13 protein-coding genes are annotated in these 14,439 nt (G+C 56.8%); 7 read left to right on the forward strand and 6 right to left on the reverse strand.

What is annotated here, in order from left to right; genetic code table 11:
- Positions 1 to 2 precede the first annotated feature (2 nt).
- On the reverse strand, positions 3 to 686 hold the full coding sequence (locus C7378_RS16630) for an ABC transporter ATP-binding protein (RefSeq protein ID WP_131999209.1): 684 nt from the start codon (positions 684 to 686) through the stop codon (positions 3 to 5).
- A gap of 102 nt (positions 687 to 788) precedes the next feature.
- Between C7378_RS16630 and C7378_RS16635 the strand changes: the two genes are divergently transcribed.
- Positions 789 to 1,337, forward strand: a complete 549-nt coding sequence (locus C7378_RS16635) for an arylesterase (protein ID WP_243648322.1) — start codon at positions 789 to 791, stop codon at positions 1,335 to 1,337.
- A 58-nt stretch (positions 1,338 to 1,395) separates the two neighbouring features.
- Positions 1,396 to 1,842, forward strand: a complete 447-nt coding sequence (locus C7378_RS16640; protein WP_131999211.1) for a DoxX family protein — start codon at positions 1,396 to 1,398, stop codon at positions 1,840 to 1,842.
- Here C7378_RS16640 and C7378_RS16645 read toward each other — a convergent pair.
- The 3 genes from C7378_RS16645 to C7378_RS16655 are packed head-to-tail and all read right to left on the reverse strand — an operon-like array spanning position 1,839 to position 5,061.
- Positions 1,839 to 3,905, reverse strand: coding sequence for a family 20 glycosylhydrolase (locus C7378_RS16645; protein ID WP_131999213.1), 2,067 nt, complete (start codon positions 3,903 to 3,905; stop codon positions 1,839 to 1,841). The genes C7378_RS16640 and C7378_RS16645 overlap by 4 nt on opposite strands.
- 54 nt (positions 3,906 to 3,959) lie before the next feature.
- Complete coding sequence (locus C7378_RS16650) at positions 3,960 to 4,550, reverse strand: hypothetical protein (RefSeq protein ID WP_131999215.1); 591 nt, start codon at positions 4,548 to 4,550, stop codon at positions 3,960 to 3,962.
- On the reverse strand, positions 4,540 to 5,061 hold the full coding sequence (locus tag C7378_RS16655; protein ID WP_131999217.1) for a hypothetical protein: 522 nt from the start codon (positions 5,059 to 5,061) through the stop codon (positions 4,540 to 4,542). Before C7378_RS16655 ends, C7378_RS16650 begins: the two co-directional genes overlap by 11 nt.
- A 96-nt stretch (positions 5,062 to 5,157) precedes the next feature.
- Here C7378_RS16655 and C7378_RS16660 point away from each other — a divergent pair, with 96 nt between their 5' ends.
- The 5 genes from C7378_RS16660 (at position 5,158) to C7378_RS16680 (ending at position 13,184) form a co-directional block, all read left to right on the forward strand.
- Positions 5,158 to 6,216, forward strand: a complete 1,059-nt coding sequence (locus tag C7378_RS16660) for a dihydrodipicolinate synthase family protein (protein ID WP_131999219.1) — start codon at positions 5,158 to 5,160, stop codon at positions 6,214 to 6,216.
- A 164-nt stretch (positions 6,217 to 6,380) separates the two neighbouring features.
- Complete coding sequence (locus C7378_RS16665; protein WP_131999221.1) at positions 6,381 to 8,234, forward strand: 2-oxoacid:acceptor oxidoreductase subunit alpha; 1,854 nt, start codon at positions 6,381 to 6,383, stop codon at positions 8,232 to 8,234.
- A complete protein-coding gene (locus C7378_RS16670) occupies positions 8,235 to 9,281 on the forward strand; it encodes a 2-oxoacid:ferredoxin oxidoreductase subunit beta (RefSeq protein WP_131999223.1) in 1,047 nt (348 codons plus the stop codon). It begins immediately after the preceding gene.
- Between the two features lie 31 nt (positions 9,282 to 9,312).
- Complete coding sequence (locus C7378_RS16675) at positions 9,313 to 10,791, forward strand: sodium:solute symporter (protein WP_131999225.1); 1,479 nt, start codon at positions 9,313 to 9,315, stop codon at positions 10,789 to 10,791.
- Between the two features lie 23 nt (positions 10,792 to 10,814).
- The gene (locus C7378_RS16680; protein ID WP_243648323.1) at positions 10,815 to 13,184 is read left to right on the forward strand and encodes an exo-beta-N-acetylmuramidase NamZ domain-containing protein; all 2,370 of its coding nucleotides are present in this window, start codon (positions 10,815 to 10,817) and stop codon (positions 13,182 to 13,184) included.
- Here C7378_RS16680 and C7378_RS16685 read toward each other — a convergent pair.
- Together C7378_RS16685 and C7378_RS16690 are read right to left on the reverse strand one after the other, a co-directional pair.
- Complete coding sequence (locus C7378_RS16685; protein ID WP_243648324.1) at positions 13,175 to 13,891, reverse strand: ROK family protein; 717 nt, start codon at positions 13,889 to 13,891, stop codon at positions 13,175 to 13,177. The genes C7378_RS16680 and C7378_RS16685 overlap by 10 nt on opposite strands.
- Positions 13,888 to 14,433, reverse strand: coding sequence for a P-loop nucleotide/nucleoside kinase family protein (locus C7378_RS16690; RefSeq protein WP_131999229.1), 546 nt, complete (start codon positions 14,431 to 14,433; stop codon positions 13,888 to 13,890). The genes C7378_RS16685 and C7378_RS16690 overlap by 4 nt, the downstream gene beginning before the upstream one ends.
- Positions 14,434 to 14,439 lie beyond the last annotated feature (6 nt).

Here is a 14,439-nt window from a genome sequence, read left to right on the forward strand (position 1 = left end):
AACTAGACCCGCACCGCTACTTCATCGGCCACAACGCGGCCATCGCGCAGGATGATGCGCCGGTCTGCACGATCTGCAATCTGAGGGTCGTGGGTCACCAGCACGAGGGTAGTCGTCGCATCACGCTGGCGCTCTGTCAGCAGGTCGAGCACGTGTTGCCCATTCGTCGAGTCCAGATTTCCGGTGGGCTCGTCTGCCAGGACGAGCGGTGGGTCAAGCACGAAGGCGCGTGCCAGGGCAACCCTCTGCTGTTCACCGCCGGACATCTGAATCGGATAGTGTTGCAGTCGGTCCTGAAGTCCTACCGAAGTAAGCAGAGCGGTAGCACGCGCTCTGCCATCGCCGCTACCGCCGTTCAGTTCATGGGGCAGCATCACGTTTTCAAGAGCAGTCAGGGTTGGAATGAGCTGGTAGGACTGGAAGACGAATCCAATCTTGCGCCCGCGTACCTGGGCAAGCTCATCTTCGGGCATGCGGCTGATGTCGGTTCCATCTACGAGCACCTGACCCTCGGTCGGAGTGTCCAGACCGGCAAGCAGCCCCAGCAGGGTGCTTTTTCCGCTGCCGGAAGAGCCCATGATGGCTACGAACTGGCCCTGGGGCACGATAAAATCGATGCCTTTAAGTATCTCTACCGTCTTGGCGCCATTGGTGATGGACTTTTTGAGCCCGCGCACTTCAATCATTCAATCCCACCCCATTGCTACAATCGACTCGTGAATCGCCGCTTCTTCCTTATTGCGCTGCTCGCCATCTTTTGCTCTGTTCGAGCTTTCCCACAGCGAGGTTTGCCAGTCGTCGCCTGCTTTGGCGACAGTCTTACCGCAGGCTATGGCGCCGCTCCGGGCCACTCCTATCCAGACTACCTGCAGCAGGCCCTCAACGCCCGGCACCTTCGCTACCGTGTCGTAAATCTGGGTATTAGCGGTAACACTACAAAAGACGGAGTGGAGCGGCTGAAAGACGTGACTGGGCTTCATCCTGCTGTTGTTATTGTCGAATTTGGGGGCAATGACGGTTTGCGAGGGCTGCCACTTGCCGATACCCAGCGGAACCTTGACACGATTGTTTCAACGCTGCAGAGGTCTGGCGCCAAGGTGCTGCTTGCCGGCATCACGCTGCCGCCAAACTACGGCCCTGACTATATCAAACCTTTCGACAAGATATTTCCCGAGCTGGCGCTGAAATATAAAGTGCCGCTTATGCCGTTCCTGTTGAGGAATGTCTATAAGGTGCCGGGCTGGATGCAGGCTGACGGAATACACGCTACAGCGCCGGGGAATCGACAGGTCGCACAGGATCTGATGCCGCTGCTTCTCCCCCTTCTGCATAAATAGGGCTTGCTTTCGCAGCGCCCCTGTGACAGTCTGCGACTACTTGTAAGGAGAGACTGATATGAAGGGTCTATTCGCAACCGCTAACGATATGACGCTGACACTGATGCGTCTGGTCCTGGGAGTTGTATTCTTCGTGCACGGCGCGCAGTTGACGCTGGGCTGGTTTGGTGGCCATACGCTCATGCAGACGGCGCACGGCTTCGGAATGATGGGTATACCTCTTCCCTTGGCGCTTATCGCTATACTGGCGCAGTTTCTCGGCGGACTGGGGCTAATCCTGGGCTGTCTCGCCCGAATTGCCGCATTCGGCATTGCTATTGACATGCTGGTTGCGATTTTTACCGTTCACATCCATGTTGGTTTCTTCATGAACTGGTTTGGAGTGCAGAAGGGCGAGGGATATGAATATCACCTGCTCGTCCTTGCTCTTTGCGTTCTCATTATGGTCAAGGGAGCTGGCGCTTTATCCATCGATCGCGCCCTTGGCTCCAGGAGCAGCAGCTAGTCTGGAATTCCGATCTCTTGAGGCGGGGGCAGCTTATGGTCGGCTGCCCAGCCTGCCCGGGCCTGGCGTAGTTTCTCTCCTCGTTCAATCCATAGCTGCATAGCGGCCTCATATTGCGCTATCACATTGTTGAGCCAATACGGCCGATTTTCGAGCAGCCACACGGAAGCGAAGTCATCCTTTAGATACCCATACCCCTCGCGAATGTCCTGGCAACGTCCATTGACTCCCGAGATGGTCCAAAGATCGCGCGAGACTGCGCTATGCAGCGTGGGATTATTCTGTTCGCGGTAAAGCTGGCGATAGGTATCGGCTATCTGATCTGCGGTCAGGAACTTGAAGGCAAGGAAGTCCATTCTCCTTGCACCAAGCTCAAGAGCAGCGAGCGCATCCTGCTGACGCAGATCCGTCCCGTGTCGCGCCTGTGCGAGCAGGGTGATGGCCCGCTCCGCATCGAGCCGCACCTGGGGAATTACGGGCCTGATTTTGTCAGCTATTCGCTGCCCGTCTTTGCTCCAGGGATCGACCCAGAAGAGCAGGTCGCGGCCATCCTCCAGGCCCGCTTTTGCCAGTGTGAGGTGAGCGTTGATCATCAATTGCTGCGCCTGATTGATCGCCCCGGTCTGATCTCCGTGAAAAACGAGGCCGTAGGCTTTCTGATATTGCGCAATATCGCTCGTCCCGGACTGCCATGAGGCAGCCGCACCAAACAAGACACCATACCAGTCCTCGAGGAAAAGCCCTTCGCCGTCATCGTTCCAGATGGTGTCGAGCATGCCGGTACTGCCAGCCTTCTGGCCAGCGGCGACGAAGCCCTGAGTGTTCCTGAGCGCAGTGTCAAAGTTGGGGTAGACGCGGTTCCAGTTATTTACGCCCGGCGCGACCCAGGTCTCCATTCCCGCATTGGTGTAGGGCGAGAGCCACCGGCTGAAATCTGGTTCCGGTTCATAGTGCCAGGCGACGGCAATCATATCCTTTGGCAGATTTTTGACCAGCGGCGGATCGTTCATGGCGACGTCGCCCCAGAAGAGCAGCCGCCGATGCAGCGGAGCCAGCTCTGCGTGGATACGCGTGAGAAAGTCGATATACACTGCGCCTAGTCCGCGCTGCTTGACTTCAGAGGCCGTCTGACCCCGGCCGAGTTCGAACGTTTCATCCGCACCGATGTGGAGAAACGGTCCTGGGAACAACATAGCCAACTCGCCGAAGGTTTGGGTAATCAGGCGCATCGACCCGGGCTGTCCGGGTGCCAGCACGCTGCCCGCCTGTGTCTCGCCAAGATTCGCATACTGCTGCCACTCCAGCCAGCGATGCAGATGTCCAAAGGCCTCCTGCTCGGGAACGATCGTTACGTGGTAGTGCTTCGCATATTCCACCAACTCCTTCACATCCTGCTGGCTCATGGAGCCGCCTGGTAGTCCCGGCAGGGGATTTGAGTTGTATTGCAGCGTATTTTCAAAGTAGGGCGAGTAGACGTTCAGCTTGTATGCCGCAAAGGTGCGAATCTGCTTCTTCTGGAAGTTCAGAGTTGGTACCGGCCCTCGTGAAAGGTCATCGTGAACACCGCGCCACTTCATCGCGGGCCAGTCTTGAATGGTGCAGCCCTTGAAAATGAGTTCGCTCGACGACCAGCTGATGAGCTGCTTTGCCGTTTGTGCACCGTAGAAAAGTCCCTGGGCCGTATGTCCGATGATGTAGACATGATGCGGCTCAGTAAAGAGGATGTAGCCCTCCGGCCGCATTGCTGCGTTGATAGCAAGATGATGGTCTTGCAGCAGCTTCTTTCCCCGCGCAGAGGTGTCGCGCAGCAGCAGGACCTGGACCGCTGTGGCTGAAGTGTGCGCATTGACCCCGCGGCTTGTGAACGCCGAACCGAGGTCTTCCGCTGCAAAGCGATCATCTTCATTGCCGCCTGGCGCGTCTACATTGACCCCATTAACCAGCGGAAGATCCACGCGGGGAGAATATTCACGTGGTTCGGGAATCAGCGACGGGCGGGCGCTTTGTGCCAGAGCAGAGACAGAAAAGAGGGCAAATAGGAGAAAGAGAGCGGACGGTTTCACCCGTCCATCGTCGTATGATGTCGCTCGATTGTCCAGCCTTAGGGCTGCCGGGCATCAATTTACGCTCAGATCCCCATCGACATCGACCACAAGAGTATTCCCTTCGACGTTCATGGAGTGGATCTTGAGCTTATCCAGGGTCAGGGTATAGCCCGTCGCTGCCGCCGAGTGAGCCAGTAGTTGTCGGAGCAGCGTTGCCGCGTCAATCTTCAATGCGGACGGTATCTTCCGGGCGAGGAAGGGCTTCAGGATGAAGTCCAGTTCGCGGGAACCACTCAGCTTCTCCAGTCGCGCATCTCGAAAGCCAATTGCTTCCCCTTCTGCTACCGGCACGAGGGACACATCGACTTCTGGCGAAAGATGAATACCGATACATTCTCCGCCGAGCCTGGTGCCCAGGCGTGCATTGGTGTGTAGGTGAACGAGAACGCGGTCTTGCTGAAAGGAGATACGCGGCGAATCTGCCGAGACATAACAGGGGGAATGCTGATCCCCGCGCAGGAAGTAGCGCCCGTCATTTGAGGCGAAAAGTTGTGTCTCCAGTGTTCTCTGCAGGGACGCTGCAGAAAACCTCAGTTCTACCGCATAGCCCTGCCGCGAACCAAAGAACAAAAGAAGGGTGATCAGGAGCCAATTACGCCGCATCGCTGGTTGCCGAGGCACCTTGCTTTCTCATCGCGATCTTTGCACCGACGGAATAACCGATCATCGCCGCCGCGGGCCAGGTGCCGATAAAGCGTCCCTGTCCCTGAATCATCCCGCTGTCCTGTGTCAGGCTGAAGAAGGTAAACCAGAGCTTTTCAGACGCACCACAGTGAAAACAGGCTCCCGGCGCGGTCGGCATATCGAGGATCCACAATCCCACGATCATGAACCAGATCAGTCCTGCGATCCAGGTAAAGGTAGCGGCATGACTGGGCCACATTCGCGTAAGCAGGAGACCCGTCAGCATAGGGATAGAGAAGGAAAGTGCCAGAATCAGTGCCGGCGGGATCACCACATCAGGCAGCACTCCTGTCTTGAGCAGGGCCGTCACGGTGAACATGAAGGTCGCATATGCCATCAGGCTTAGAACGGCATAGACCAGAAACCAGATAAGCGCGGAAAGCATCGTCGTTCCGTCGGCTTCAATATCCTGCGCTGCAACTCCACTCATTGAACCGTTGTTTCCTCTATGAATAAAAGTAATGCCTCGCAACGCAATTCGCTCTACTGCTTTGGTGGTAGGGCTGCAAAACCGTAGAATGAGAGCATGCTGCTCGAAGGCATCTTTTCCGCGATCACTACGCCGTTCTATCCCGACGGTCGGCTTTATTTCCGCAAACTGGAACACAATGTTCTTCGCTACTCGCGAACACCACTTTCTGGAATGGTGGTGTTGGGATCGACGGGCGAAGCCGTCATGCTCGGGGATGAGGAGACGCGAGAGGTGCTGCGCGTCGCAAGGGAAACAGCTGCTGCGGATAAGGTCCTGCTGGCTGGCATCGCCCGCGACAGCGTCAGCGAAACCCTGCGACTGGCCGAATTCGCTGCGGAGAAGAACTATGACGCAGTTCTGGTGCGTACTCCCAGCTACTACGCCCCCCAGATGCAGCCGCGGGAAATCTTGACCTACTATCGCGCCGTTGCCGATCGCTCCGCCCTCCCGGTCGTGCTTTATAGCATTCCCAAGTTCACGCACTACGATCTGCCTGTAGAGATCATCGCCGAACTTGCGCAGCATCCGAACATCATTGGCCTCAAGGATTCGAGCGGGAACGTCGCCCGACTGGCGCAGATTATCGAGGCCACTGCCTCGGGTGTTAAGCGCACCGTCACCGTCACGACTACGTTTACAGCCGTTACTGCCAGGATGCTGGCAGAGAAGCATGCTTCGGCGGCGAACTTTATCCCCGCTGACATTCTCGGCACGGATGCCGCCGCTGTTGCCGTTGCGCCTCCTCAGCCCGCGCTCAAGACCCGGACCAGAGAGGTTGGTTTCCAGGTGCTGAGTGGTTCGGCAGAAAAGCTCAGCCAGTCGCTCGCAGCTGGCTGCAGTGGGGCTGTTTTGGCCTTCGCCGCCTGCGCCCCCCAAGCTTGCCAGGAAATATTTACGGCCTGGAAGGAAAACGACCCGAAGTTGGCGGGGGAGAAGCAGGAGCGAATCATAGCCGCAGCCGCCTTTGTAGCCGGGAAGCTTGGTGTGCCCGGACTGAAGTATGCCTGCGATCTGAACGGCTACTATGGTGGCCGTCCGCGGCTGCCGCTTCTACCTTTGACGGCAGCCGAGCAGGCCGAGGTAGCGCTGGCGATGGCTGACATCAGAAACTGATTGGGACACAGCGGGAACTCCATTCAAAGCAGCAATCCAGCCTCTTGCTGCTCAATCACGCCGATTGACCTCGAAACGCGCGAAACGCGAGCGTGGCTGTCTATAATAAAGAGTCAGAAAGACCCTGCTCTTTCCATTCCTAAATTGAAGGGAAACACCGCCAAATGGCGACAGGAGATGTTGCATTGGGCCAATCAGGACCTGATGCACTCGCGCAAGGCGCTTCGACCAAGCGTATCGTCAACGATTTCAGCATTCAGGTAGCCACGGTCAACGGCTCTGGCTCACAGTCTGCCAACAGTGTCCTGCTCAAGAGCATCTTCGGTATGGGCATCCCTGTCAGCGGCAAGAATTTGTTTCCTTCGAACATTGCAGGCTTACCTACCTGGTATACGATTCGCGCCAGCAAGTCTGGCTACGTGGCGCGCAAGAAAGAGATCGACCTCCTGGTAGCGATGAATGCTGAGACAGCGAAGGATGACATCCTTTCGCTGCCCTCCGGCGCCGTTGCTATCTATGAGGAATCGCTTGATCTTAAGCAGTACCGCGACGACGTAATTTGCTATCCGGTTCCTTTTGACAAGCTCACGGCAACTGTTTGCCCTGAGGCGAAGCTGCGAAAGCTTGTCAAGAACATGATTTACGTCGGCATCGTGGCCCAGCTGATCAGGATGGACATGAAGGCTGTAGAAGCCGCCTTGCGCCGCCAGTTTGCGAAGAAGCAAAAAGCTGCAGACCTGAACTGGGGAGCGGTTCAGGCGGGCTACGACTATGCTGCGGCATCCTTCACCAAGCAGGATCCGTACGTGCTGGAACATATGCACGCGACGGAAGGCAAGATCATTATTGATGGCAATGCCGCTGCCGCACTTGGCGCCATGTTTGCCGGCGTTACGGTTGTCACCTGGTATCCGATCACGCCTTCATCCTCTGTGGTCGAGCAGTTGATCGACTATCTCAAGAAGTACCGCATTGAGCCCGATGGCAAGGCGAGCTTCGCCGTCGTCCAGGCTGAAGATGAACTTGCCGCTGTCGGCATGGTATTCGGCGCCGGCTGGGCTGGCGCACGCTCCATGACGGCCACTTCCGGTCCGGGCATCTCCCTCATGGCCGAGTTTGCTGGTCTCGGCTACTTTGCGGAATTGCCGGGAGTTATCTTCGACGTGCAGCGCGTGGGGCCATCCACCGGGCTGCCGACACGCACGGCGCAGGCCGATCTGCTCTCCGTTGCCTATCTCTCGCACGGCGATACGAAGCACGTTATCCTGCTTCCCGCGAGTGTGAAGGAGTGCTACGAATTTGCAATTGCCGCTTTCGACCTTACCGAGCGCCTGCAGACTCCCGTCTTTGTGCTTTCGGATCTCGATCTGGGCATGAACAACTGGATGTCCGAGCCCTTCGAATATCCGGAGAAGCCGCTCGATCGCGGCAAGGTGCTGACTGCCGAGGATCTCAACCGGCTCGGCGGATTCGCGCGCTACCAGGATGTGGACGGCGACGGAATTCCTTACCGCACGCTGCCTGGAACGGATCATCCGAAGGCGGCCTACTTCACGCGCGGCAGTGGCCACAACGAGAAGGCTCTCTACACGGAGAAGCCGGATGACTATCAGAACCTGATGGAGCGCCTTTCGCGCAAATTCGATACGGCCCGGACGCTTGTTCCTGCGCCGGTCGTAGTGCAGACAGGGAAGTCGAAAGTGGGCATCATCGCCTATGGCACCTCCGACTTTGCAGTCCTTGAGAGTCGCGATCAGCTCAAGAAGGAATACGGTACGGAGATGGATTATCTTCGCATCCGCGCCTTTCCCTTCACCCGCGAAGTGCATGATTTTGTGGCCTCGCATGACCGGGTTTACGTCGTTGAGCAAAACCGCGATGCGCAGATGCTGAGCCTGCTCAAACTCGATCTGCCTTCCGAAGATGCTGTAAAACTGCGCAGCGTGCGCCATTTCAATGGCCTGCCGATCGATGCGCGTTCAGTAACCGATGAACTGCTGCTGCAGGAGGGGATCTAAATGGCAACCACAACTGTTCCAACTCCAAACCCCAAGGTAAATCGCCTCGGACTGCCAATTCTCGACTACCGCGGCGGCAAGACGACCCTTTGCGCGGGCTGCGGACATAATGCAATTTCTGAGCGTATTATCGATGCGCTCTACGAGATGGGTGTCAAGCCCGAGCGGGTGATGAAGCTCTCCGGCATTGGCTGCTCGTCCAAGAGCCCGGCCTATTTTCTGTCGCGCGCGCACAGCTTCAACAGCGTGCACGGACGCATGCCCTCAGTGGCGACCGGGGCATTGCTTGCGAATAAAACGATGATGGGCTTGGGCGTCTCGGGCGATGGCGATACCGCATCGATTGGTATGGGTCAGTTTGTCCATCTCATGCGTCGCAATCTGCCTCTGATCTACATCATTGAAGACAACGGTGTTTATGGTCTGACGAAGGGCCAGTTTTCGGCGACTGCTGATCTCGGATCGAAGCTCAAGACCGGTGTCATCAATGACTTGCCCGCAATCGACACCTGCTCGCTTGCCGTGCAACTTGGTGCGACCTTTGTGGGCCGGTCGTTTTCTGGAGACAAGAAGCAGTTGCTGGCCATGCTGAAGGCAGCCATCTCCCACAAGGGCACAGTGATGCTCGACGTTATCTCGCCCTGCGTCACGTTTAACGACCATGAGGGATCCACGAAGAGCTATAAGTACATGCAGGAGCACGAAGAGGCGATCACCGAAGTGGGCTTCGTTCCACACTTCGAGGATATCGCCGTCGAGTACGATGCTGGTTCGACCTACGACGTTACTATGCACGATGGTTCGCACCTTCGTCTGCGCAAGCTGCACGAGAGCTACAATCCCACAGATCGTGTCTCCGCAGTCAAAGCGTTGATGGAGGCGCACGAGCGTGGTGAAGTTTTAACCGGCATATTTTATGTGGACACGCAGAAGCCGAGTTTTACTGAGATGCTGAACACGGTGGAGGAACCACTTGCTACATTGCCGCAGGAGCGCACACGGCCTTCGAAGCAGGTGTTGGATGAGGTCATGAACCGTCTGAAATAACCCGCCGGAGACGGCCGCGGAGAACAGTTGAATGTCCCTGCATCTGCGGCCAGCAGACATTGCTGTTGTGCTGGTCTATCTTGTCGGCATTACGCTTTTCGGCATGCATTTTCGCGGGCGCGGCGAGCGTTCCATCAAGACTTATTTCCTCGCTGACCGCAATATTCCATGGTGGGCAATCGCTCTCTCAATCGTCGCTGCGGAGACCAGCACGCTGACTATCATCAGCGTGCCTGGTCTTGCTTTTATCGGCGATTTCGGCTTTCTTCAGCTGGTACTCGGCTACCTGGCCGGACGCATCGTCATCTGCATCCTCTTTCTGCCGCGCTATTTTAGAGGTGAGCTGCTAACAGCCTATCAACTGATCGGACAGCGGTTTGGCCGAAGGCTTCACCACCTCACCGCCCTGCTCTTCCTCCTCATGCGGGCCGCTGCGGAGGGAGTTCGCGTTTTTGCCGTTGCTATAGTAGTTGGCGTCGCGCTGGGTACAGGTGACATCACATCTATCGCGATCCTCTCTGCGCTTACCCTGCTCTACACCTTTGAGGGCGGCATGACTGCCGTGATCTGGACAGACGTGGTGCAGATGTTTGTCTATGTCGCAGGCACAATCATCAGCCTGTGGACTATCAGCCATAAGATCCATGGAGGGTGGCACTCCCTCATCGGAACCGCCGCCGCAGCGCACAAGTTGACCATCTTCCACTTCAGCTGGTCTCTTACGGAAACTTACACTTTCTGGGGTGGAATCATCGGCGGCTGTTTTCTGACCATGGCGAGCCACGGTACGGATCAACTGATGGTGCAGCGCCTGCTCACGGCGCGTGGACTGCGCGAGTCACGTCTGGCGTTACTGTCGAGCGGAGTTGTCATTCTGTTTCAGTTCACGCTTTTCCTTCTGATCGGCGCGGGGCTTTATGTCTACTACGGTCAAATGGGAGGAGCGCCGCACGTCGCTAGTTCAGACCGGCTTTTTCCGGCCTTCATTGTGCGGGAAATGCCAGTGGGCATAGCCGGATTGATGATTGCAGCTATTCTCGCTGCCTCCATGTCAAACCTGAGTGCAGCGCTCAATTCTCTTGCATCGACATCAATCGTCGACTTCTACTCACTACGCCATCCCGAGGCAACGGATACTTACAAAGCAAAGCTGTCGCGAATCATGACAGTGCTTTGGGCCGTCGTCCTGTTTCTCTTGGCGATCCTCTCACGAAGCGGAGGCCACGTACTTGAGATCGGCCTCTCGATCGCCTCAGTACTATGGGGCGCGATGCTAGGCGTTTTTCTGCTGGGGACACTCACGCAGAGGGCGACGGAGAACGGGACAATCGCCGGCATGCTCGTGGGCTGCGCCTTCAATCTGCTGCTCTGGTTGCAAACGGGGCCTGTGCACGTGGGGATCACAATCCCAAAGATTTCCTGGACTTGGTATGTCGCCTTCGGTTCGGGAGTTACATTTCTGGTGGGTTATGCTGCCAGTTGGGCAAAATTGGGATCGCGAGAGGGGTAATAGCGTTGAGAAGATTCGTTACCGTGATAGGTCTTCTTCTGTTGTTTTGTGGGCTAGACTGCTTCGCTGCACAACCTGATTTTGCCAGCATCGATAGGCTTGTCAACGCTGGCATAGCGAATCACAAGCTTCCTGGCGCGGTTGTCATTGTTGGTCACAATGGCCACATCGTTTATCGGCGCGCCTACGGTTCGCGGTCACTTATACCTGCTCAGGAGCGGATGACTGCGAACACCATCTTTGACATGGCGTCGCTCACCAAGTGTCTCGCTACGGCAACTGCCGTCATGCAACTCTACCAGCAAGGGCGCATCAGTGTTGACGAGCCCGTCGCCCATTACTTGCCGGAGTTCGCACAGAACGGCAAGCAGAACATCACCGTTCGCAACCTGTTGACGCACTACTCCGGCTTACCGCCGGACCTCCCCCTCACCGAGCCGTGGGAAGGGAAGTCGGAGGCATATCGCATGGCGTTCGCTATCAAGCCCTCCACGCCGCCCGGCGTACGGTTTGTCTATAGCGATATCAACTTTATTGTGCTGGGCGCACTGGTAGAAAAGATCACCGGGCAGACGCTTGATGAGTATGCAGCGGAGCACATTTATAAGCCTCTTGGGATGTCACATACCCGGTTTTTGCCGCCGGTAGAGTGGCGCGCGCTGATAGCTCCCACCCAGTACGAGCAGGGCGATCATGGCACCATGCTGCGGGGGGTGGTTCACGACCCTACCTCACGACGAATGGGGGGAGTTGCGGGGCATGCTGGTCTCTTCAGCACTGCGGACGACGTATCGCTCTTTGCGCAAGCCCTGCTTGACCGGCTCGCCGGCCGGCCCAGCACCTTTCCGCTATCGCGCGCCGTTTTGGCCAAGATGGTCATTCCGGAGCAGCCTGCGACAGCTACCGCTCTACGCGGCTTTGGATGGGACATAGATTCGCCCTTTTCGAGCAACCGCGGCACCATCTTTCCAATTGGCTCCTTCGGACACACGGGTTTCACTGGAACATCACTTTGGATGGATCCAGTCAGCAACACGTATGTAGTGACGCTCGCGAATGCAGTACATCCGGACGGCCCAAAAGGGCTGGGTACACTGCGTGGCGATGTTGCGGACTCAGCTGCCATTGCGCTAGGCATCCGCCCCGACGGCGGCAAACTTTCAGCGAGACTCACTGGCTATAACGAATCGATCGCAGGCATGCGCCACTGGCTCGCTCGCAACGGTGAGGTTAAAACCGGCATAGACGTACTTGCGTCCGATGGCTTCGCCGAACTCACCTCTCTCAGTAGAAATCATCCCGGCCAGCTGCGGATCGGGCTCCTTACCAATCAATCTGGAGTGGACTCGTCGGGCCGCCGGACCATTGATCTCCTTGCACACGCGCCGAACGTCGAATTGAAGACGCTCTTCAGTCCGGAACACGGCATCCATGGCACTCTCGACAGGGAGAATATCGGCAACTCAAAGGATGAAACGACTGGGATTCCTGTCATTAGCCTTTATGGGGCCACGGATAAGCAACGTCGCCCATCGCTCGATATGCTGCGCCAGTTGGATGCTGTCGTTATTGATCTGCAGGATTCGGGTGTCCGCTTCTACACGTATGAAACTGTGATGGACTACTTCCTTGAGGCGGCCTCCCAAACCGGTACCCCGATTGTTGTGCTTGATAGGCCCGACCCGCTCAATGGAGCTGTCGTTCAAGGGCCGGTCTCTGATGCCGATGATTTGAGCTATGTCCACTACCTGCCACTGCCTGTGCGCCATGGCATGACCATGGGTGAGTTAGCTCGTTACTTTGTCCAGCAGCGCGGACTGCATACTCCGCTGAAAGTTGTCGCAATGCAGGGCTGGCAACGCGGAGACTGGTATGACTCGACGGCGCTTACGTGGGTGAATCCCTCCCCTAATCTGCGCAATATGAATGAGGCTACGCTTTATCCGGCGCTGGGGCTCGTTGAATCGACCAACATTTCAGTTGGACGCGGCACGGACACCCCGTTCGAATTGTTGGGCGCTCCCTGGATCAACGGGCGTCTTCTCGCCGCAAAGCTGAATGCAGAATTTATCCCTGGCGTGAGGTTTGTCCCTGCTGACTTTACCCCGGCCAAGCCAGCTCCCTACGGCGATGAGCTATGCCATGGCATACAGCTCATCGTGACGAATCGCAATGTCCTCGACTCTCCCCGTCTCGGGGTTGAAATAGCAGCCCTGCTCCGGAGGCTCTATCCTGATAAATTTCTACTCAACAAGATGAAGACACTGCTTGCGAACCGCTCTGTGCTGGAAGAACTGCAAAGAGGGGAGTCAGCCAATACGATCATGGAGCAGGAGCGGCCATCGCTCGAACACTTTCTAGAACAGCGCCAGCGGGTTCTGCTCTATCCCTGATCGCTCCAGAGCGCATCGCCCCCGAGAAGGCCATCCTGATTTGGCACGATGGTGACATTCGGCGGGAGATTGAAGGAAATTTCCTTCGAGTTTCCGCCGCCGACATACAGGTGATCCCAGTTAAAGGTCGCCAGCGTCTGTGCAATTGCTTTCTCAAGCAGGTGGTTCCAGCGTTTCTTGCCGTGCTTTTTGAGGCCTGCACGTCCTAAGAACTGCTCATAGGTCTTCCCCTTTTGCCAGGGGTGATGTCCGAGTTCCAGCCCTGGGCAGAGTCGCCCGTTGGTGAAAAGCGCTGAACCAAGGCCGGTTCCCAGGGTCAGCACCAGCTCGACGCCGTGCTTCTTGATAGCCCCAAAGCCCTGTACAGCTGCATCGTTTGCAACCCTCACCGGCTTCTTCCACCGGCGTTCCAGTTCCTTTTCCAGGGGATATTCAATCCACTTCGGATTCAAATTGGCCGCTGTATGAACTACACCCTGCTTGATAACACCGGGAAAGCCCACGGAAACTCGATCGAAGTGGGGCATCTGCTTACTCAGGCGTGTCAGCCTTTGCAGGATTCGACCAGGAGTTGGATGTTCAGGTGTTTCTATCCGCAGCCGCTCGGAAATTGGCTTGCCGTCGGGTCCTAATGCCATCATCTTCAGCCCCGATCCACCGATATCAATCGCGAGAGTGACGGGTCCGCGTGTTTTGCTCTTCTTCAAATCTGTTCTCCTTGTTCTTCAGCCTGCTCCAGCAGAAACTCAAGTACGGTGGGGAGGATCTGTCCTACACCGTCAGAAGTATCGACGCGCAAGGCGGGCCGAACGATAGGCTCAAACTCAGATTTGATGCGCAAATAGAGAGAGATGTTCCGGTCGTGTGCGGGATGCTTGCTGGCGTTGAGAGCCAGCCGTTGCCTCGCAACTGCCTCGCTGCATTCGAGCACAATGATTGCCCAGCGTGCGCCAACCTTTTTTGCTGCCGCGATCACTTGTTCGATCTGCGCCGCGCGTGAAAAGGTGCGCCCGTCGAAAATGATGTATTGCGGCTGCTGGTGGGTGACGAGATACTCTGCGGCGCTCAGCATGGCATCCATACATAGGCTGTTCTGCGCGGCTGTGTAGTCAGTAGCCGCTCCAGGAAACAGTGCGGCGCGCACGCGGTCTTTGTCGATCGCAACGGCATTAAGCCGTTCGACAAGGGCCTGCGCAAGGGTGGTTTTGCCGGTGCCGGGTAGGCCGGCGAGCATAAGGTATGTGCTCATGAAACG

This window comes from Acidipila rosea, from assembly GCF_004339725.1.
Taxonomy (GTDB): domain Bacteria; phylum Acidobacteriota; class Terriglobia; order Terriglobales; family Acidobacteriaceae; genus Acidipila; species Acidipila rosea.

Excerpts from the sequence above, each read along its gene's own strand:
- C7378_RS16665 (WP_131999221.1), top strand. The coding sequence starts at position 6,381 with ATGGCGACAGGAGATGTTGCATTGGGCCAATCAGGACCTGATGCACTC.
- C7378_RS16690 (WP_131999229.1), bottom strand. The coding sequence starts at position 14,433 with ATGAGCACATACCTTATGCTCGCCGGCCTACCCGGCACCGGCAAAACC.
- C7378_RS16655 (WP_131999217.1), bottom strand. The coding sequence starts at position 5,061 with ATGAGTGGAGTTGCAGCGCAGGATATTGAAGCCGACGGAACGACGATG.
- C7378_RS16640 (WP_131999211.1), top strand. The coding sequence starts at position 1,396 with ATGAAGGGTCTATTCGCAACCGCTAACGATATGACGCTGACACTGATG.
- C7378_RS16650 (WP_131999215.1), bottom strand. The coding sequence starts at position 4,550 with ATGCGGCGTAATTGGCTCCTGATCACCCTTCTTTTGTTCTTTGGTTCG.
- C7378_RS16630 (WP_131999209.1), bottom strand. The coding sequence starts at position 686 with ATGATTGAAGTGCGCGGGCTCAAAAAGTCCATCACCAATGGCGCCAAG.
- C7378_RS16660 (WP_131999219.1), top strand. The coding sequence starts at position 5,158 with ATGCTGCTCGAAGGCATCTTTTCCGCGATCACTACGCCGTTCTATCCC.
- C7378_RS16675 (WP_131999225.1), top strand. The coding sequence starts at position 9,313 with ATGTCCCTGCATCTGCGGCCAGCAGACATTGCTGTTGTGCTGGTCTAT.
- C7378_RS16670 (WP_131999223.1), top strand. The coding sequence starts at position 8,235 with ATGGCAACCACAACTGTTCCAACTCCAAACCCCAAGGTAAATCGCCTC.